15 protein-coding genes and 1 rRNA gene are annotated in these 19,243 nt (G+C 74.4%); 10 read left to right on the top strand and 6 right to left on the bottom strand.

What is annotated here, in order from left to right; translation table 11 throughout:
• Together rrf and HCN52_RS11675 are read left to right on the top strand one after the other, a co-directional pair.
• A 5S ribosomal RNA gene (gene rrf / locus HCN52_RS11680) occupies nucleotides 1–115 on the top strand; the annotation flags it as partial.
• A gap of 112 nt (nucleotides 116–227) precedes the next feature.
• A complete protein-coding gene (locus tag HCN52_RS11675; protein ID WP_168088355.1) occupies nucleotides 228–731 on the top strand; it encodes a GNAT family N-acetyltransferase in 504 nt (167 codons plus the stop codon).
• Nucleotides 732–768: 37 nt separating this feature from the next.
• Here the strand turns inward: HCN52_RS11675 and HCN52_RS11670 are convergent, their stop codons facing one another.
• The 5 genes from HCN52_RS11670 to HCN52_RS11650 form a co-directional block, all read right to left on the bottom strand.
• Complete coding sequence (locus HCN52_RS11670; RefSeq protein ID WP_168088354.1) at nucleotides 769–2,076, bottom strand: DUF58 domain-containing protein; 1,308 nt, start codon at nucleotides 2,074–2,076, stop codon at nucleotides 769–771.
• A gap of 9 nt (nucleotides 2,077–2,085) precedes the next feature.
• Nucleotides 2,086–3,051 carry an AAA family ATPase gene (locus HCN52_RS11665; RefSeq protein WP_168088353.1) on the bottom strand — a complete coding sequence of 322 codons (966 nt, stop codon included), beginning with the start codon at nucleotides 3,049–3,051 and terminating at the stop codon, nucleotides 2,086–2,088.
• Nucleotides 3,048–4,322: a DUF4350 domain-containing protein gene (locus HCN52_RS11660; RefSeq protein WP_209314428.1), complete on the bottom strand. Its 1,275-nt coding sequence runs from the start codon at nucleotides 4,320–4,322 to the stop codon at nucleotides 3,048–3,050. Before HCN52_RS11660 ends, HCN52_RS11665 begins: the two co-directional genes overlap by 4 nt.
• Entirely contained in the window at nucleotides 4,319–5,023 is a 705-nt protein-coding gene (locus tag HCN52_RS11655; protein ID WP_168088352.1) for a DUF4129 domain-containing protein, read from the bottom strand. Before HCN52_RS11655 ends, HCN52_RS11660 begins: the two co-directional genes overlap by 4 nt.
• Before the next feature lie 73 nt (nucleotides 5,024–5,096).
• A complete protein-coding gene (locus HCN52_RS11650) occupies nucleotides 5,097–6,314 on the bottom strand; it encodes a DUF7847 domain-containing protein (protein WP_168088351.1) in 1,218 nt (405 codons plus the stop codon).
• A 314-nt stretch (nucleotides 6,315–6,628) separates the two neighbouring features.
• On the opposite strand from HCN52_RS11650, the gene mtnA reads away from it, so the two are divergent.
• From mtnA to HCN52_RS11615, 7 genes are all read left to right on the top strand, one after another.
• Nucleotides 6,629–7,723 (top strand): S-methyl-5-thioribose-1-phosphate isomerase, encoded by a 1,095-nt coding sequence (mtnA, locus tag HCN52_RS11645; RefSeq protein ID WP_168088350.1) that lies wholly within the window; start codon nucleotides 6,629–6,631, stop codon nucleotides 7,721–7,723.
• The gene (gene mtrA / locus HCN52_RS11640; protein WP_167932701.1) at nucleotides 7,720–8,397 is read left to right on the top strand and encodes a two-component system response regulator MtrA; all 678 of its coding nucleotides are present in this window, start codon (nucleotides 7,720–7,722) and stop codon (nucleotides 8,395–8,397) included. Before mtnA ends, mtrA begins: the two co-directional genes overlap by 4 nt.
• 82 nt (nucleotides 8,398–8,479) lie before the next feature.
• The gene (gene mtrB / locus HCN52_RS11635) at nucleotides 8,480–10,201 is read left to right on the top strand and encodes an MtrAB system histidine kinase MtrB (protein ID WP_168088357.1); all 1,722 of its coding nucleotides are present in this window, start codon (nucleotides 8,480–8,482) and stop codon (nucleotides 10,199–10,201) included.
• Nucleotides 10,194–12,107, top strand: a complete 1,914-nt coding sequence (locus HCN52_RS11630; RefSeq protein ID WP_168088349.1) for an LpqB family beta-propeller domain-containing protein — start codon at nucleotides 10,194–10,196, stop codon at nucleotides 12,105–12,107. Before mtrB ends, HCN52_RS11630 begins: the two co-directional genes overlap by 8 nt.
• A 122-nt stretch (nucleotides 12,108–12,229) precedes the next feature.
• On the top strand, nucleotides 12,230–12,934 hold the full coding sequence (locus HCN52_RS11625) for a ComF family protein (RefSeq protein ID WP_168088348.1): 705 nt from the start codon (nucleotides 12,230–12,232) through the stop codon (nucleotides 12,932–12,934).
• Between the two features lie 278 nt (nucleotides 12,935–13,212).
• A complete protein-coding gene (gene hpf, locus HCN52_RS11620) occupies nucleotides 13,213–13,914 on the top strand; it encodes a ribosome hibernation-promoting factor, HPF/YfiA family (RefSeq protein ID WP_168088347.1) in 702 nt (233 codons plus the stop codon).
• Nucleotides 13,915–14,131: 217 nt separating this feature from the next.
• Nucleotides 14,132–14,893, top strand: coding sequence for a response regulator (locus HCN52_RS11615; RefSeq protein ID WP_168088356.1), 762 nt, complete (start codon nucleotides 14,132–14,134; stop codon nucleotides 14,891–14,893).
• 52 nt (nucleotides 14,894–14,945) lie between these two features.
• On the opposite strand, the gene HCN52_RS11610 is transcribed toward HCN52_RS11615, so the two are convergent.
• Nucleotides 14,946–16,142 carry a winged helix-turn-helix domain-containing protein gene (locus HCN52_RS11610; RefSeq protein ID WP_168088346.1) on the bottom strand — a complete coding sequence of 399 codons (1,197 nt, stop codon included), beginning with the start codon at nucleotides 16,140–16,142 and terminating at the stop codon, nucleotides 14,946–14,948.
• A 128-nt stretch (nucleotides 16,143–16,270) separates the two neighbouring features.
• On the opposite strand from HCN52_RS11610, the gene secA reads away from it, so the two are divergent.
• Nucleotides 16,271–19,051 carry a preprotein translocase subunit SecA gene (gene secA / locus HCN52_RS11605; protein ID WP_168088345.1) on the top strand — a complete coding sequence of 927 codons (2,781 nt, stop codon included), beginning with the start codon at nucleotides 16,271–16,273 and terminating at the stop codon, nucleotides 19,049–19,051.
• Nucleotides 19,052–19,243 lie beyond the last annotated feature (192 nt).

The following is a 19,243-nucleotide window of genomic DNA, read 5'->3' as shown; positions in this document are numbered from 1 at the left end:
CGGTGGTCATGGCGAGAGGGAAACGCCCGGTTACATTTCGAACCCGGAAGCTAAGCCTTTCAGCGCCGATGGTACTGCATGGGGGACCGTGTGGGAGAGTAGGTCGCCGCCGAACAAATTGTGTGGGAGAGGGTCTCACTGGAACTCCGGTTCCGGTGGGGCCCTTTTCTGCGTTGTCTGGCTGTCGGCTACCGCCGGCGGGGCGGTGCCTCGGTTACGCTCGGCGGATGGCTTCCGACAGCACCACCCTGAACGACCCTGAACAGCCCTTCGTCCCTGCCGACTTCGACGTTCCGCGGACTCTGGAGACGGACCGGTTCAGGCTGGAACCGCTGGCGCCCGAGCACAACGCGGCCGACCTCGCTGCCTGGTCCGGCAGCATCGAGCACATCCGCGCGACGCCCGGGTTCGCCGGCCGCGACTGGCCCACCGAGGGCATGACGGCCGAGGAGAACCTGGCCGACCTGCGGCAGCACGCCGAGGAGTTTGCGCAGCGCGTCGGCTTCACCTACGCGGTGCTCCAGCCCGACGCGGGCGACACCGACGACGGCGACGTCCTGGGCTGCGTGTACATCCACCCGGCAGGGGAGGACGACGCGGACCACGACGCCGCGGTGCGGTCCTGGGTCCGAGCAGAGCGCGCCGAACTGGACCTGCCGCTGTACGAGGCGGTGCTGAGCTGGCTCGCGGAGGAGTGGCCGTTCCGGGCGCCGCGGTACGCGAAGCGCTGAGCGGGACGCCCCGGCGGGCGTCACCCGCCGGGGCGGGTCAGAGCTTCCCGGCCGCCTTCAGCGACAGATAGGCGTCGGCGAGCGCCGGCGGGAGCCGGTCCGGAGCCGCGTCCACCACGACGGCGCCGAGCCGCCGCAGCAGCTCGGCCGCGCGGTGCCGCTCCGCCGAGTGGCGCGCGGCGGCGGCCGCGCCGTAGACGGCGGTGACCGTGCCGCGGCCCGCGGCCATCTCCTCGACACCCGGGTCGGCTACGGAGGCCACCACGACGTTGTGGCGCTGCACCAGCCGCGGCAGCACCGGCAGCAGGCCGTCCTCCAGGACGCTGCTGTCCAGTGAGGTGAAGAGCACCACCAGGGAACGGCGGGGCGCCGCCGCCAGCGCCGCGGCCACCAGGGACCGGGGGTCGGTCTCCACCAGCCGGGGCTCCAGCGGGGTCAGCGCGCGCGTCACTGCCGGGAGGACGTCGCGACCGCTGTGGCCCCGGACGGAGGCCCGCGTGGTCCGGTCGTGGGCCAGCAGGTCGACACGGTCGCCGGCGCGCGAGGCGAGCGCGGTCAGGAGCAGCGCCGCGTCCATCGACGCGTCGAGACGGGGGATGTCCCCGACGCGTCCGGCGGCGGTGCGGCCGGTGTCGAGCACGAGCAGCAGGTGCCGGTCCCGCTCCGGTCGCCAGGTGCGGATCGTGACCTCGGACTGGCGTGCCGTGGCCCGCCAGTCGATGGAGCGCACGTCGTCCCCGGCGACGTACGGCCGCAGACTGTCGAACTCGGTGCCCTCGCCCCGGATCAGCACCGAGGTGCGGCCGTCCAGTTCCCGCAGTCGTGCCAGCTTGGCGGGCAGGTGCTTCCGCGCAGGGAACGGCGGCAGGACCCGCACCGACCACGGGACCCGGTGGCGGCCCTGCCGGGCGGCGAAGCCCAGCGGGCCGTGGGAGCGGACCGCGACGACCTCCGCGCGGCGCTCACCGCGGCGGGTGGGTGCCAGCACGGTGGTGAGCCGGCGGCGCTCCCCGGACGGCACGGTCAGCGCATGGCGGGACGCCTCGTAGGACGTGCCGGGCGCCCAGCTGCTGGGCGGCCAGGCGTCACGCACCTCCGCGCGCAGCGGCCGGCCGGAGGGGTTGGCGACCGTCAGCCCGACGTGCGCCTCCTCGCCCTGCCGGACCGAGGTGGCTCCGGACCGTTCCAGCCGCAACGGCCGCACCGGCGCCGCCAGCGCGAGGTCCAGCAGCACCAGCAGCACGACGGGCATCGTCACCAGTGCGATGCCCTGCCAGCCGGGGACCAGCCACGCGACGACCGCGCCGAGGGCGGCGAGGAGCGCGGCGCGTCCGGTAAGAGCCATGACGGCGGCTCAGCGGGGGACCGCGACGCGGGACAGGATGCCGTTCAGCACGCTGTCGGTGCCCACACCCTCCATCTCCGCCTCGGGTCGCAGCCGCAGCCGGTGGCGAAGGGTCGGCAGCGCCAGCGCCTTCACGTCGTCGGGGGTCACGAATTCCCTGCCGGAGAGCCAGGCCCAGGCCCGGGAGGTGGAGAGCAGCGCGGTGGCGCCGCGGGGGGAGGCGCCCATCGCCAGGGACGGCGACTCGCGCGTCGCCCGGCAGAGGTCGACGATGTAGCCGGCCACCTCGTCGGTGACGGTGACCCGGGCGACGGCCTCCCGCGCTGCGGCCAGCTCGGCCGGTCCCGCTACCGGCCGCACCCCGGCGGCGGCGAGGTTGCCGGGGCTGAATCCGTCGGCGTGGCGACGGAGGACCGTGATCTCCTGCTCCCGCTCCGGCACCGGCAGGTGCAGCTTCAGCAGGAACCGGTCCAACTGCGCCTCGGGCAGCGGGTACGTTCCCTCGTACTCCACGGGGTTCTGGGTCGCGGCGACCAGGAACGGCTCGGGCAGCGGCCGCGGGGCGCCGTCGACCGACACCTGCCGCTCCTCCATCGCCTCCAGCAGCGAGGCCTGGGTCTTCGGCGGCGTCCGGTTGATCTCGTCCGCGAGCAGCAGGTTGGTGAAGACCGGGCCCTCCTGGAAGGAGAACTGCGCGGTGCGCGCGTCGTAGACCAGCGAGCCGGTGACGTCACTGGGCATCAGGTCCGGGGTGAACTGCACCCGCTTGGTGTCCAGTTCGAGAGAAGCGGCCAGCGCCCGCACCAGCAGCGTCTTCGCGACGCCCGGCACACCCTCCAGGAGCACGTGGCCCCGGCACAGCAGGGCGACGACCAGGCCGGCGACCGCGGCGTCCTGCCCGACGACCGCCTTGGCGATCTCGCCGCGGACGGCCTCCAGCGCGGCGCGGTGGGTGGCGGTGGTCTCTTCCGTCACGGGGTGTCCTTCTTCGGTGGGGCGGGCGGGCGGCCCGGGGCGGCAGGGGGGTGCTCCGGTGACACGGCGGTGGGCGCGGCGGTGGTGCCGGGGTGCTGGGCCACCTGGTTCCGGAGCGCGTCCAGGTCGTCTGCGAGCGCGATCAGCGCCGGGTCGTCGGTCGGTTCCGGTCCGGCGAGCAGCGCCGTGACCTCCGCCGCGGGCCGACCGGTCCGGTCACCCACCGCGCGCACCAGCTCGGCGACATCGGCGCCGGAGCGCACTCCGACGAGCGGGGCGAGGTGTGCGCGGGCCGACTCCCGGAGCGCGTCCGCCGCCCGGCCGCGGGCGCCTGCGCGGTGGTAGAGCCGGGCGCGGCCCTCGGTCGTCTCCGCCGCACGGATGCGGACCGGCAGCCGTTCGGGGACGGCCGGGCCCAGGCGCCGCATCCGCCACACCGCCGCGAGCAGCACGGCGATCGCCAGTTGGCCGGCGGCCCAGCGCCAGTTGTCGCCGGCGAGGTCGAACAGGCTCTGCTCGTCCTGCTCCGGCGGCGGTTCGGAACCGTCCGGCACGTACCAGAGCAGGTCGGCGCGTGAGCCGAGCAGCCCTGTGGCGAGGGCCGCGTTGCCGTCGTCGGCGAGCGCGTCGTTGGTCAGGAACTCCGGGGAGCCGAGCAGCACGGTCTCGGCGCGGGTGCCGTCCGGCCCGTCCGTGGCGCCGAGGACCGCGACGGTGGCGAGCGGGCCCTCGCCGTAGCAGGCGGCGGCGTCGTCGGCCGCCGAGAGGTCGAGGACCCGGCCGCCGAGGGTGGCGGAGCCCGCGCGGCGTGCCGTCGGGTCCTCGCACCCCGGCTCGCGGTCGCGGAGCTCGGCCTCCCCGGCGAGCGCGACGCCGGGCGCGACCCGGCTCACGGCCTCCTCGCCGGGCGAGACCAGCACGAGCCGGGCGCCGGCGCGGGCGGCCTCCCGGCGCAGGTCGGTCAGCCTGCTCGGGGGGACGGCGTTGGGGAACGCGACCAGCAGGGTCGTCTCCGGGCCGAGCTCCCGCCCGGCCCGCGCGGCGGTACCGACGGGTGTCGTCGTCACGCCCTCCTCGGCGAGCAGCGTGGTCAGCGCCAGCGCTCCCTCCGGGGTGGGCGAGTCGTGGCGCAGGGCGCCGCCGTCCCCGGAGCGCAGGACGGCGAGGGCCAGGCCCGCGAGGAGGACGAGCACCACGCCGAGCAACGGCCCGCGGCCCCCGCGCCACAGGGCGCGGGCGTCGGGGGAGACGGCGGTGGCGGCGGCGGTCACCGCGGGGCCGCCGCGAAGGGGGTGCCGTCGGGCGGTGTGGTCGGCCCGGTCAGGCGCGGTCGGGAGCGGCGCACGGTCTCCTCGAGCTCCTGCAGGCGTCGGTGGTCGTCCTCGGCGGCCGGCGCGTCGCCGTAGGTGACCGCGTCGAACAGCCCGGCGGCGGCCCGGACGCGGTCGGCGAGCTCGGGGAGCACGGCGCCGGCCTCGGTGGCCGCCTCGTCGGCGGTCCGGCCGGGGCGGGCGTCGAGCAGGGTGCGTTCCTCCAGCGAGCGCACCAGGGCGCGCATCCTGTCGCGGACCGCCTCGCGCCAGGCGCCGGCCGCGGCGTGGGCGTCGGCGGCGGCACGGTACTCCGCCGCGCTCCGCACGGTGTCGCCGAACACGTCGTGGCCGCCGCTCGCGCCCGCGCCCGTGCGCAGCCGGCCCAGGCGCAGCCGCAGCGCGACCAGCAGGGCGACCGCGACGGCGACGAGGATCAGCACGCCGAGCCAGCCGCCGGGCGCCACGGCGACGCTCAGCAGCTTCCCGAGCTGCTCCCAGACCCAGTCGAACGCCTGCCGGACCAGACCGGGGCGGTGCTCGGCGTAGATCTGCCGGGAGAGTTCGCGGCGGGCGGCCTCGCGGGCCGCCTCCCGGTCGGTGTCGACCGGGGCGAGCCCCGGGAGGACGGCGAGCAGCGCCGCGGCGGTCGCCGTGGTCATCCGTTCACCGTCCCCTCGCTGTGCGGCCCGTGGTGGCCTGCCCGCTCATCCGTCGTTCCGCGCCCGCTCGGTGTCAGTACGCGGGACCGGCAGGAGGGGTGTCCGGGTCGGCGAGGCCGGCGGCCCGCGCGAGCTCCAGGTCCAGTGCCTCGCGCCGGATGCGGCGGTCCATGTACAGCAGCGCGGTGACCCCGGCGGTCAGCGGCAGGCCGATGACCGAACCGAGGACCGAGCCGACACCGTTGATGAGCAGCGGGGTCCACTCGGTGCTGAACGCCAGCGTCGACGGCGACTCGGTGAAGAGCGCCGCGAGCATGGTGGTGGGGACCTGGACGATCGAGGTGACGACCAGCAGCAACAGCAGGATGAGCAGCTGGATGCCGAAGACCCGCCACCACGATCCGGTGACCAGGTGCCACGAGCGGCGCATGGCGGTGAAGACGCCCTGCCGTTCCAGCATGAGCGCCGGCGCGGCCAGCGACAGGCTGACCCAGACCCAGACGGACAGGATCAGGCCGACGATGACGCCGACGGCGATGAACGGGCCCATGCCGGTGGCGGCGGTCATCAGCACCAGCGCGATGACGGGGAGGGCCGTGGCGATGCCGACCATGACGACCAGGCCGAACAGCCGGAGCAGCCGGCCGCGGGAGTCGGCCCACGCCTCGCCGACGGTGACGTTCTGACCGAGGACGGCGCGGCTGACGACGATGGTCAGCATCGCCGTGGCGAGCACCGAGCCGATCATGGCGGTGACGGCGAGGAGGCTGCCGGCGAAGAGACCGGACGACAGCGCGTCGAGGACCTCCTGGTCGGTCGGCTCGGCGTTGTTCTCCAGTGCGGCCATCGCGTCGTTGTTGAGCCAGAGGCGGGAGGCGATGATGCCCATGGCCTCCGTGAGGAGGGCGATCCCCAGGGCGATGGCGAGCACCGGGCGCCAGTGCGCGCGGGCGGTGGAGACGGCTCCGTCGAGGATCTCGCCGACCCCCAGCGGGCGCAGCGGGATGACGCCGGGCTTGGCGGCCTGCGGCTGCTGCCAGCCCTGCGGGCCGTTGTTCCAGCCGTAGCCGCCCGGGCCCTGGCTCCAGTGCTGCTCACCCCCGTGCGGAGGCAGGCCGCCCCCGGGGGGCGTGCTCCAGCTCTGCTGCGGGCCCTGGTCGCCGCCCCAGCCCTGCGGTGGCGGGGTCTGCTTGTCCAGGGAGTGCTGCTCGCCCCGGGCCGGACCCTGACCGTTCTCGTCGGGACCCTCCCCCGGTGCCGGGTCGCCCGGCGGGGTCCAGCGGTCGTTCATCCATCGCTCCTTCACACGCCTCGGCCTACATCGTGCCACGCCGTGGCCAGGGCACTGCGGTGCGGGCGCCCTGCGATGCCGGTCCGCGGAGCGGATCCGTGCGTGGCGCGCGCCTCGTGAACCCCCCTGGCCCCATCCGTCCGTCGCGGCACGTCGGGCCGTGGACGGGGGCGTGACCCCTCGTGTTCCCCTGCCCACGGCCTGCGGCGGGCAACCGCGCGAGACCGCCCGCGGTGGGCCACGGTGCGGACCGGGGCCGGTGTCGGGGACGTTCGGCCTGCCGCCGGGGCGCCGACTGCGGGCACACTGTCCTGATGGCTGATGACATGACCGCGGTCCTGCGGTGGGCGGACCGGGCGGACGGCGGCCCCGCCGTCGTCCTGCTGGACCAGACCCGGCTGCCGGCGCGCGAGGAGGAACGGTGGTGCCGGGACGTCCCCGCGCTGGTCGCGGCCGTCCGCGAGCTCGCCGTGCGCGGCGCACCCGTGCTGGGGATCGCCGGCGCCTACGGCGTGGCGCTCGCGGCGGAGCGGGGCGACGACGTCGAGGCCGCCGCCGACGACCTGGCCGGGGCGCGCCCCACCGCGGTGAACCTGCGCGTCGGCGTCGAGCGTGCGCGTGCCGCGTGGCGGGCGGCCGGGCCGGGTGACGCCGCGGCGGCCGCCCTCGGTGCGGCCCGGGAGCTGCACGCCGAGGACGCCCGCGCCAGCGCGGCCATGGCCGGTCACGGACTGGACCTGCTCGCCGGTCTGCTGCCCGCCCGGGAGACCGGCTGGCGGCTGCTGACCCACTGCAACACCGGTGCTCTCGTCTCCGGCGGGGACGGCACGGCGCTCGCCGTGGTCCGCGCCGCCCACGCCGCGGGACGGCTGGAGCGGTTGTGGATCGACGAGACGCGGCCGCTGCTCCAGGGGGCGCGGCTCACGACCTGGGAGGCCGCCCGCTGGGGGCTGCCCCACACGCTGCTCGCCGACAACGCCGCGGGGTCCCTCTTCGCCGCGGGCGCGGTCGACGCCGTGCTCATCGGCGCGGACCGTGTCAGCGCGGACGGCTCGGTCGCCAACAAGGTCGGCAGCTATCCGCTGGCGGTGCTCGCCCGCCACCACGGGGTGCCGTTCGTCGTGGTGGCGCCGGTCAGTACTGTCGACCTCGACACGGCCCGGGGCGCGGACATCGCCATCGAGCAGCGTGGTGCGGAGGAGGTCACCGGGAGCGGTGACGGCCGCCACGCCCCGGCGGGGGTCGCCGTGCACAACCCCGCCTTCGACGTGACCCCGCCGGAACTGGTCTCCGCGCTGGTCACCGAGCGCGGCGCCCTCCGTCCGACGGAGGTGCGGCGGCTCGCGGCGGGCCACGAGGGTCCACGTGCGACGGAGCTGCGGCAAGCTGATGGGATGATGAAGGCATGAAGGGACGCGTACTCGTCGTCGACGACGACACCGCTCTGGCGGAGATGCTGGGGATCGTGCTGCGCGGCGAGGGCTTCGAGCCGTCGTTCGTGGCGGACGGCGACAAGGCGCTCGCCGCGTTCAGGGAGGTCAAGCCGGACCTGGTCCTGCTGGACCTGATGCTCCCGGGACGCGACGGCATCGAGGTCTGCCGGCTGATCCGCGCCGAGTCCGGCATCCCGATCGTGATGCTGACCGCCAAGAGCGACACCGTGGACGTGGTGGTGGGCCTGGAGTCCGGGGCCGACGACTACGTCGTCAAGCCGTTCAAGCCGAAGGAACTGGTCGCCCGGATCCGTGCGCGGTTGCGCCGCTCGGAGGAGCCGGCCCCCGAGCAGCTGGCCATCGGGGACCTCGTCATCGACGTCGCCGGCCACTCCGTGAAGCGTGCGGGGGCGCCGATCTCGCTGACCCCGCTGGAGTTCGACCTGCTGGTCGCACTCGCGCGCAAGCCCTGGCAGGTCTTCACGCGCGAGGTGCTGCTGGAGCAGGTGTGGGGGTACCGCCACGCCGCGGACACCCGGCTGGTCAACGTGCACGTGCAGCGGCTGCGTTCCAAGATCGAGCGCGACCCGGAGCGCCCCGAGATCGTGGTGACCGTCCGGGGTGTCGGCTACAAGGCCGGATTCAGCTGACGTGTCGCTGACCCCCGGGCGCTCCTGGCGGAACGCCCGGCTGCTGCCCGAAGGGGCCACCGGCAGCCGGGCGCAGCCCGCCATGCGCATCGTCGGGCGGCTGGCCCGGGGGCCGCTGCTGCCGGTGACCCGGTTGTGGCGGCGCAACATCCAGCTGCGGGTCGTCGCCTCGACGCTGCTGCTCTCGCTGGCCGTCGTGCTGGTGCTGGGGGTCGTCGTCATCGGGCAGGTCCGCAACGGGCTGCTGGACGCCAAGCGGCAGACGGCCCAGAGCCAGGCCGAGGGCGGGTTCGCCGTCGCCGCGGACGCGGCGGGCGCCGGTGAGGACGTGCTCGACGGCCGGGTGGTCGACCCGGGCGTCTGGCTGACCGGCATGGTGCAGCAGCTCGCCAGCGGCGGGCAGGGCGTCTACTCCGTGGTGGCGCTCCCCAGCGAGCGGACGGCCGCCACCGTCGGGGAGGGGACCCCGGGGGCGCCGCGCGGGCCGCGGGCCTCCCGGGACGTCCGGCCGGAGGAGAGCATCTCGGCGGAGCTGCGGGCCGCCGTGGACGCGGAACTGGTCCCGCAGCGGCAGTACGGCACCGTGGTCCGGCCCGACGGCACCTCCGAGGCGGCGCTGGTCGTCGGGAAGCGGCTCAACGACAACCACGGCAACCAGTACCAGCTCTACTACCTCTTCCCGTTCACGCAGGAGGAGAAGTCGCTGGCGCTGGTCAAGGGCACCATCGCCACCGCCGGGGTGTTCCTCGTCGCGCTGCTGGGCGCGATCGCCTGGCTGGTGGTGCGGCAGGTCGTCACGCCGGTGCGGATGGCGGCGCGGATCGCCGAGCGGCTGGCGGCCGGGCGGTTGCAGGAGCGGATGAAGGTCAGCGGAGAGGACGACATCGCCCGGCTGGGCGAGTCGTTCAACAAGATGGCCCGCAACCTGCAGACCAAGATCCATCAGCTGGAGGAGCTGTCGCGGATGCAGCGGCGGTTCGTCTCCGACGTCTCCCACGAGCTGCGCACGCCGCTGACCACCGTCCGGATGGCGGCCGACATCATCCACCAGTCCAAGGACGAGTTCGACGCCGTGACCGGGCGCTCGGCCGAACTGCTCATCGACCAGCTGGACCGCTTCGAGTCGCTGCTGGCCGACCTGCTGGAGATCAGCCGGTTCGACGCCGGCGCCGCGCTGCTGGAGGCGGACTCCACCGATCTGCGCGCCGTGGTCCGCCGGGTCGTCGAGGGCGCCGAGCCGCTGGCCGACCGCAAGGGGAGCAGGCTGGTGGTGCTCGGCGAGGAGAGTCCGGTGGTCGCCGAGGTCGACGCCCGCCGGATCGAGCGGGTGCTGCGCAACCTCGTGGACAACGCCGTCGAACACGGCGAGGGCAGGGACGTGGTGGTCCGTCTCGCGACCTCGCCCCGCGAGGGCGACGCGGTGGCGGTGGCGGTGCGCGACTACGGCATCGGCCTCCACCCCGGCGAGGCCGAGCGGGTCTTCAACCGCTTCTGGCGGGCCGACCCCGCCCGTGCCCGTACCACCGGGGGCACCGGTCTGGGGCTGTCCATCGCCGCCGAGGACGCCCATCTCCACGGCGGTCGACTCGACGCCTGGGGCGAGCCGGGCGGCGGCGCGCACTTCCGGCTGACGCTGCCCGGGACGGTCGGGGCGCCGTTGCGCGGCTCCCCGATCGAACTGGTCCCCGCGGACTCCGCGGCCGCCCGGGACGCGGCGGCCGCAGCCGGGGCGCCGCGCGGTGACGAACCCGCCGCGGTCCTCGCGTCCGCACCGGCACAGGAAGGCGGTGTCCGGCGTGGCTGAGACCGGGAACCGCGGCGCGCCGCGCCGTACGGGGCACCCCCGTGCGGCGGCAGCGCCGCACGGCAGGCGCTCCATACCGGGGCGCCGCGGGACCGTCCGCCGGGCGGGCCGCGGCGTGGTGCTGCTGGCCGTCGGCGCGCTGCTCGTCCCGGGGTGCGCCTCGATGCCCGGCGGTGGCGACGTGCAGCGGGTGGACCAGGCGGTGCGGTCCGACGGCGACTCCCAGGTCCGGGTGTTCGGCGTCAGTCCGCAGCAGGGCGCGCAGCCCGAACAGATCGTGCGGGGATTCCTGGAGGCCGTCACCAGCGACGAGGCCGACTTCGCGACCGCTCGGGAGTACCTGACGCAGGAGGCCGACGCCGCCTGGCGGCCGTCGGCCGGGACCTCGGTCCTCTCCGACGGCCCCGGGCTCCCCGCGGAGCCCGGCGAGTCGTCCCCGGACGGCAGCACCGTCCGGTTCGAGGTCAGCGGCGAGCGGCTCGCCGTCGTCGACGAGCAGCACGTCTACCGGCCCGACGACGGCACCCACCGGGCGGTGTTCGAACTGCGCCGGGTCGACGAGGAGTGGCGCATCGACGACCTTCCCGACGGCCTGATCCTGGGGGAGCAGGACTTCCTCCGGATCTACCGCTCGGTGAGCACCTACTTCTTCGCGGCGCACTCCACCGCCGCCGTCTCGACCCCGCAGGCCAACAGCACCCTGGTCGCCGACCCGATCTATCTCCGGCACCGGGTCGACCTGGTCGGGGAGGCGGTCAAGGCGCTCCTGTCCGGGCCGAGCGAGTGGCTGGAGCCGGTGGTTCGCAGTCAGTTCCCGGACGAGGTCGCCCTGGTCCCCGGCTCCCGGCCGGCCGTCGACGAGGAGGGCGTGCTGACCGTGCGGCTGACCGGGCTCCCGGCCGCGGTGCAGCCCGCCGCGTGCTCCCGGATGGCGGCCCAGCTCTACCACACCGTGCGCGACCTGGGGACCTCCGAGGTCACCGAGGTCCGCGTCTCCGGCGGCAGCGGCACCGTCTGCGGGCTCACCGCGGGCGAGGCCCGCGACACCGCCCCGGGGCTGCTCATCGGCGAGCAGGACCGCCAGTACTTCATCGACGACGACAGCCGGGTCGCCGTGGTGGAGGACGAAAGGGACCCGCGGGCGGTGGCCGGTCCGCTCGGCAGGGGCGAGGTCGCGCTGCGCTCGGTCGCCGTGGCCCGGGACGGCCGGCGCGCGGCCGCTGTCTCCGCCGACGGCTCCTCGCTCTACATCGACGCGCTGTCGGGCACCGACCCGCTCGGGCCGCCGGTCCACACCGCACCCGGTGGCGGCCCGGAGGACGGCATCTCCTCACCCAGCTGGGACGGGCTCGGCGACCTGTGGTTCGTGGACCGCGACGCCGGCGGGACGCGGGTGATGCGGATGACCGGCGGGACCGGCAGCGCCGCCGAGATCGAGGTGGCGGGGCTCGGCGGGGGAGACACCGTGGAGGCGCTGCGTGTCGCCTCCGACGGGGTGCGGATCGCCCTGCTGGTGCGCGACGAGGAGGAGCGCACCACCCTGCGACTCGGCCGGATCGAGCGCTGGGTCGACGAGGAACAACTGCAGATGCGCGTCGAGGGGCTGCGCCCGGTCGCGCCGCACCTGGAGAACGTGGTCGCGGTCGCGTGGGCGGGCGGCAGCCGGCTGGTCGTCGTCGGCCGGCCGCCGGGCGGCGCCGAGCAGATGAGCTACGTCAACACCGACGGGTCGACCGTCAACGCGACGAGCGTCGCCGGGCCGAGCGAGATCACGGGCGTGGCCGCCTCCGAGCAGGAGGAGCAGCCGCTGCTGGCCCGCTCCGGTGACGGGATCGCGCGGCAGCACCAGGACGGGACCTGGCGCATCGTCAGCCCCGAGGGTGCCAGCCCGGCGTACCCGGGCTGATCCGCCCCGCCCGCCGTCCGCCCGCCTCCCCGTCCGGGCCGCCCCGACCCGTTCCGGCGGCCCGGCGCCCGGCGCCGTCCACAGGGGTTGCGGACTCCGTGCCGCCGGACGACGGTGGAGTCATGCGAGGCAGCTGGCAGGAGTTGGCGGCGCTGGTGGCCCCGGCGGTCTGCGCGGGCTGCGAGGGCGAGGGCGGGCCGCTCTGCGGGCGGTGTGCCGACGCGTTGGTGTCGCTGCGCCCGGCTCACGTCCGTCCGGCGCCGGCCGGCGTCCCCCTCGCGCTGTGGAGCGGCGGTGGATACGGCGGCGTGTTGCGCGGCGCGCTCCTGGCCCACAAGGAGCGGGGCGCCTTGCCGCTGAGCCGCCCGCTGGGCGCCGTGCTGGCAGCCGCGGTCGACGCCGCACTCGCCCAGTGCGGGCCCGCCGTCCGGGACGGTCCCGTGCTGCTGGTCCCCGCTCCCTCGGCACGGTCGGCGCTGGCGCGTCGCGGCCACGACCCGCTGCGCCGGGTGTGCTGTGCTGCAGCGCGCCGACTGCGCTCCCGGGGGCGGCGGGTGGGCGTGGCTCCGCTGCTGCGGCACCGCCGGGCCGTCGCCGACCAGGTCGGCCTGGACGCCGGGGGCCGGCGCGCCAACCTCGACCACGCCCTGGCCGCGGCTCCGCCGGGGCGGCGCCCGGGGCGGGTGGTGGTGGTCGACGACGTGCTCACCACCGGCGCGACGCTGGCGGAGTCCTGCCGCGCGCTGGGCGCCGCGGGGGCGGCGCCCGTCGCGGCGGCCGTCATCGCGGCGCCGTGGCGTTACCCGATCGGGGGTACGCGCCGGTAAGGGTGCCGGAGGTCCACCGTTGGGGGTACTTTCGAGAGAAGGGATCGCTTCGCCGGTCCCGCCGAAACTCCACACCCGGTCCTGTCACCGTGACGAGTGGCAGCATCATCGCCCCGCCACCAGGGGAATGCTCTCCCCGAGGCTGGGGAGAAGGAGGTGACAGCCGCAACTCGACGTCGCCGGAGGGCAACGGCCTCACGGATCGGCCCGTCCGGCAAGAGTGCACCCAAGGGCGCGCCACCGCCTCGTCAGTGGGGCCGCCCGGAACGGAGTTCTGCGTGGACATCGTCGTCAAGGGCCGCAAGACCGAGGTGCCGGACCGATTCCGGCGGCACGTGGCCGACAAGCTGAAGCTTGACAAGATCCAGAGGATCGACTCCAAGGTGATCCGTCTCGACGTGGAGGTGTCCAAGGAGCCCAACCCGCGGCAGGCGGGGCGGTCGGACCGGGTCGAGATCACCCTCCGCCACCGCGGCCCGGTGATCCGGGCCGAAGCGGCCGCGGCCGACCCCTACGGCGCGCTCGACCTCGCGGTGGAGAAGCTCGAGACGCGGCTGCGTCGGAGCCACGACAAGCGGACCTCCCGGCGCGGCAAGCGCCGCATCCCGGCCAGCGAGGTCGGGGCGGTCGTCGCGGGTGCCGCCGTCATCAACGGCAACGGTGAGCTCGGTGAGAGCCCCACCGCCGACGTCGACGAGGAGCGCCCCGAGCAGCACCGCGCGGGTCCGCTGGAGGTCGACGGCGACGGACCGCTGGTCGTCCGCGAGAAGGTGCACGGCGCGGCGCCCATGTCCCTCGACCAGGCGCTCTACGAGATGGAACTCGTGGGCCACGACTTCTACCTGTTCGTGGAGGCCGACACCAAGCAGCCCAGCGTGGTGTACCGGCGGCACGCCTACGACTACGGCGTGATCCGGCTGGAGACCGACCCGCTCGCGGTCAACGAGCCGCAGGAGGCGGGGGACGCGCTGGCGGGGTGACACCCCCCAGCGCCCGACGGTGACCGCGCGCCGGTCGCCGCGCCCCCCCGCGAGCCCCCGGTGGTGCCGAACACCGCCACCCCTGCGGGTGAAGCCCGCTCCTCCGGCGCCCTTGGCCGAATCCGTCGATCCGGCCGGGGGCGCCGTCGTGGAATCATGAGGGGTGTCCGGCCGGTCACGGTGAGCCGGTGAGGGAAGGTGCGCAGGGGGAGTGCAGATGGTCGAGGGCTTCGGACCGACGATGGGGCCGGGCGCGCACGGCGGCCCCGGGCCGGACGGTCGGTCCCCGGCCTCCGGGCAGCAGCCCCGCGACCCGATCCGGGTACTCGTCGTGGATGACCACGAGCTGTTCCGGCGGGGGCTGGAGATCGTCCTCGCGCAGGAGGAGGACATCGAGGTCGTCGGCGAGGCCGGCGACGGCGCCGAGGCGGTGGAGAAGGCCGCCGACCTGCTGCCCGACATCGTCCTCATGGATGTGCGGATGCCGCGGCGCGGCGGGATCGAGGCGTGCACCACCATCAAGGAGGTCGCCCCGAGCGCGCGGATCATCATGCTGACGATCAGCGACGAGGAGGCCGACCTCTACGACGCCATCAAGGCGGGCGCGACCGGCTACCTGCTGAAGGAGATCTCCACGGACGAGGTGACGGCGGCGATCCGTGCGGTCGCGGACGGTCAGTCGCAGATCAGTCCGTCGATGGCCGCGAAGCTGCTCACCGAGTTCAAGTCGATGATCCAACGCAACGGTGAGGACCAGCGGTTGGTGCCCGCGCCGCGGCTGACCGGCCGTGAGCTCGAGGTGCTGCGACTCGTCGCCACCGGGCGGAACAACCGGGACATCGCCCGGGTGCTCTTCATCAGCGAGAACACCGTGAAGAACCACGTCCGCAACATCCTGGAGAAGCTCCAGCTCCACTCCCGCATGGAGGCGGTCGTCTACGCGATGCGCGAGAAGATCCTCGACCTGGAGAACGGCTGACCGCAGCCCCGGCGCCGGCCGGGCCCCGCGGCGGACTCAGCCCGCGGCGACCTCAGCCACCGGCGACCGCCGCGACGAGCGCGGGCCGCGCCGCCTGCGGCGTGACCCGCTCCACGCGGACCTCGCCGCAGCCGACCCAGCCCGCCGCCTCCCGCAGCGCGTCGGCGACCTGCGCGGCGGCGCGCTCGGTCCGACCTCCGGCGTCCTCCATCGTCACGTGCCGGGCGACGAGCACCCCGCCCTCCCGGGCGGGGTCGACCCGGGCGACGAGCCGGCCGCCCGCCAGCACCGGCATCGCGAAGTAGCCGAACCGCCGCGCGGGAGCGGGCACGTACGCCTCCAGCCGGTGGGTCATGCCGAAGAGTCGCTCGGTCCGGGCGCGGTCCCACACCAGCGAGTCGAAGGGCGACAGCAGAGTGGTGCGGTGCCGCCCCCGCGCCGCGGACGCCAGCGCGGCCGGGTCCGCCCAGGCGCGGTTGCGGGCACCGCGGTCGGGCCAGCCGGCGACCGTCACCCGGACCAGCCCCGAGTCGGGGACCGCGGCGGCGACCTCGCGGGCCCGCAGCCGGTGGTGGTCGGCGAGGTCGGCCTCGGTGGCGACGCCGAGCGCCGCACCCGCCTGGCCGACCAGTCGCCGCACGCAGGCCGCGTCGTCGAGGTCGTCGTGGCGGAGCGCCGCGGGGACGGCGCGCTCCGCGAGGTCGTAGACGCGCTTCCACCCCTGGCGGCGGGCGCACACGACCTCGCCGGTGTCCAGCATCCACTCCACCGCGATCTTCGTCTGCGACCAGTCCCACCAGGGGCCGCCGCGCTTGGCGCCGCCGAGCTCGGAGGCGGTCAGCGGGCCCTCGGCGGCCAGCCGCTCGCGGACCGCGGCCACGCTGCGCTCACGGTCCTCCAGGTGGTGCCAGCGGTGGCCCCGGGCCCGGAAGGCGCGCCGGCGGAACGCGAACAGCGGCCACTGATCGATCGGCAGCACGCACGCGGCGTGCGACCAGTACTCGAAGGCGGTCCCACCCGACCAGTAGGCGGTCTCCACCGCCTCCCGGCCGACGGGGCCGAGCCGGGCGTAGGGGACCAGCTCGTGCGAGCGCGCCAGCACCGAGATGGTGTCGAGCTGGACCGCGCCCAGCCGTCGCAGCACACCCCGCACGCCCGCCCGTCTGTCCGGGGCACCGAGCAGGCCCTGCGCACGCAGCGCGATCCGCCGTGCCTCGTCCGTGGTCAGCTGCAGGGGTGCGGTGGTCATAGGGTGGATCGTAGGGCGCAGCACTGACACCCCGCTGTGCCCTCGCATACGATGGCCGGTGCGGCGCGGGGCCCCGCGCTGTCGGGAAGCCGCGCCCAAGCATCCGACCGGCAAGGAGACAAGCCCTCGTGTCCGTCTTCAACAAGCTCATGCGAGCAGGCGAAGGAAAGATCCTCCGCAAGCTGCACCGCATCGCCAATCAGGTCAACTCCATTGAAGAGGACTTCCTGAACCTGACGGATGCGGAACTGCGGGCTCTCACGGACGAGTACCGGGAACGTCTCGCCGGGGGAGAGACGCTCGACGACCTGATGCCCGAGGCCTTCGCCACCGTCCGCGAGGCGGCCAAGCGGGTCCTGGGCCAGCGCCACTACGACGTGCAGATCATGGGCGGCGCGGCCATGCACCTCGGCCATGTCGCCGAGATGAAGACCGGTGAGGGCAAGACCCTGGTCTCGACCCTGCCGGCCTACCTCAACGCCCTCGCCGGCAAGGGTGTCCACCAGATCACGGTCAACGACTACCTCGCGCAGCGCGACTCCGAGTGGATGGGCCGGGTGCACAAGTTCCTCGGGCTGTCCGTGGGGTGCATCACCGGCGGCATGCCGCCGGCCAAGCGCCGCGAGCAGTACGCCTGCGACATCACGCACGGCACCAACAACGAGTTCGGCTTCGACTACCTGCGCGACAACATGGCGTGGTCGAAGGACGAACTGGTGCAGCGCGGCCACTTCTTCGCCGTGGTCGACGAGGCGGACTCGATCCTCATCGACGAGGCCAGGACCCCGCTGATCATCTCCGGCCCCGCGGACCAGGCGACGAAGTGGTACGCCGACTTCGCGAAGCTGGTCAAGCGACTGGACAAGGGCGAGCCCGCGGTCCCCTCCCGCCAGGTCGCCGAGACCGGCGACTACGACGTGGACGAGAAGAAGCGCACCGTCGCCATCCACGACGCCGGTGTGGCGAAGGTCGAGGACTGGCTCGGCATCGACAACCTCTACGAGTCGGTCAACACGCCCCTCGTCGGCTACCTCAACAACGCCATCAAGGCGAAGGAGCTGTACAAGGCCGACAAGGACTACGTCGTCGTCGACGGCGAGGTCGTGATCGTCGACGAGCACACCGGCCGCATCCTCGCCGGCCGCCGCTACAACGAGGGCATGCACCAGGCGATCGAGGCGAAGGAGGGCGTGAAGATCAAGGACGAGAACCAGACCCTCGCCAAGATCACCCTCCAGAACTACTTCCGCCTCTACGACACCCTCGCCGGCATGACCGGTACGGCGATGACCGAGGCCGCGGAGCTGCACCAGATCTACAAGCTCGGCGTGGTGCCGATCCCGACCCACCGGGGCCAGGCCCGTGTCGACCAGGCGGACCTGATCTACCGGACCGAGGTCGCCAAGTTCGCGGCGGTCGTCGAGGACGTCGTGGAGAAGCACGCCACCGGGCAGCCGGTGCTCGTCGGTACCACCTCCGTGGAGAAGTCCGAGTACCTCTCGCAGCAGCTCAACAAGCGCGGGGTGCGGCACGAGGTGCTCAACGCGAAGAACCACGAGCGGGAGGCGTCGATCGTCTCCAAGGCGGGGCGTCGCGGAGCCGTGACGGTGGCCACCAACATGGCCGGTCGTGGCACCGACATCAAGCTCGGCGGCAACCCCGACGACATCGCCGAGTCGGAGCTGCGCGCCAAGGGGCTGGACCCCGTCGAGCACCTGGAGGAGTGGGCGGCCGCGCTGCCCGAGGCGCTGGAGCGCGCCGAGCGCTCCGTGGCCACGGAGAACGACGAGGTCAAGGAGCTCGGCGGTCTCTACGTGCTGGGCACCGAGCGCCACGAGTCGCGCCGGATCGACAACCAGCTGCGCGGCCGCTCCGGCCGGCAGGGCGACCCCGGCGAGTCCCGCTTCTACCTCTCGCTCGGCGACGACCTGATGCGGCTGTTCAAGGCGGCCATGGTCGAACGCGTGATGTCGATGGCCAACGTGCCGGACGACGTCCCCATCGAGAACAAGATGGTGACCCGCGCGATCGCCTCGGCGCAGGGCCAGGTCGAGCAGCAGAACTTCGAGATCCGCAAGAACGTCCTCAAGTACGACGAGGTCCTCAACCGCCAGCGCGAGGTGATCTACACCGAGCGCCGCCGGGTCCTGGAGGGCGAGGACCTGCACGAGCAGATCCGGTTCTTCATGGACGACACCATCGACGCCTACGTGCAGGCCGAGACGGTCGAGGGGTTCGCGGAGGAGTGGGACCTCGACCGGCTGTGGGGTGCGTTCAAGCAGCTGTACCCCATCGCGGTCACGGTGGAGGAGCTGGACGACGCCGTCGGCGACCGGGAGGGGCTGACGGCGGAGTTCATCGCCGAGTCGGTCAAGAAGGACGTCTGGGACCAGTACGACGCCCGGGAGAAGGAGCTGGGTTCGGAGGTCATGCGCGAGCTGGAGCGCCGCGTCGTCCTCTCCGTGCTCGACCGCAAGTGGCGTGAGCACCTCTACGAGATGGACTACCTCCAGGAGGGCATCGGGCTGCGCGCCATGGCGCAGCGCGACCCCGTGGTGGAGTTCCAGCGCGAGGGCTTCGACATGTTCACCGCCATGATGGAGGCGATCAAGGAGGAGTCGGTCGGCTACCTGTTCAACCTGGAGGTCCAGGTCGAGCGGAAGGTCGAGGAGGTCCCGGTCTCCGAGGGCGAGAAGGCCCCCCGCGCGGTGGAGACCCCCGCGATCAAGGCCAAGGGGCTGGAGGCGCCGCAGCGCACCGACCGGCTGCACTTCTCCGCTCCGTCGGTCGACGGCGAGGGCGGTGTGGTCGAGGGCGACTTCGACGCGGCGGGCGGCAGCACCACCGAGGGCACCGGCCGGGCGGAGCGCCGCAAGGCGCAGAAGGGCGGCCGTCGCCGCAAGAAGTGACACAGCCCCGCCCTCCGGCGGGTGAGCCCGCGCTCGCGGCCGACGCGCCGGGAGCACGGCCGGAGCGACGGGGGGGGGGGGGGGGGGGGGGGGGGCGGCCGGGGGCGGCAGGGGGGTGCTCCGGTGACACGGCGGTGGGCGCGGCGGTGGTGCCGGGGTGCTGGGCCACCTGGTTCCGGAGCGCGTCCAGGT

Source organism: Streptomyces bohaiensis (assembly GCF_012033785.1).
GTDB lineage: Bacteria > Actinomycetota > Actinomycetes > Streptomycetales > Streptomycetaceae > Streptomyces > Streptomyces bohaiensis.
The sequence above is the reverse complement of the archived record's forward strand: the minus strand, read 5'-3'. Positions and strand labels throughout refer to the sequence as shown.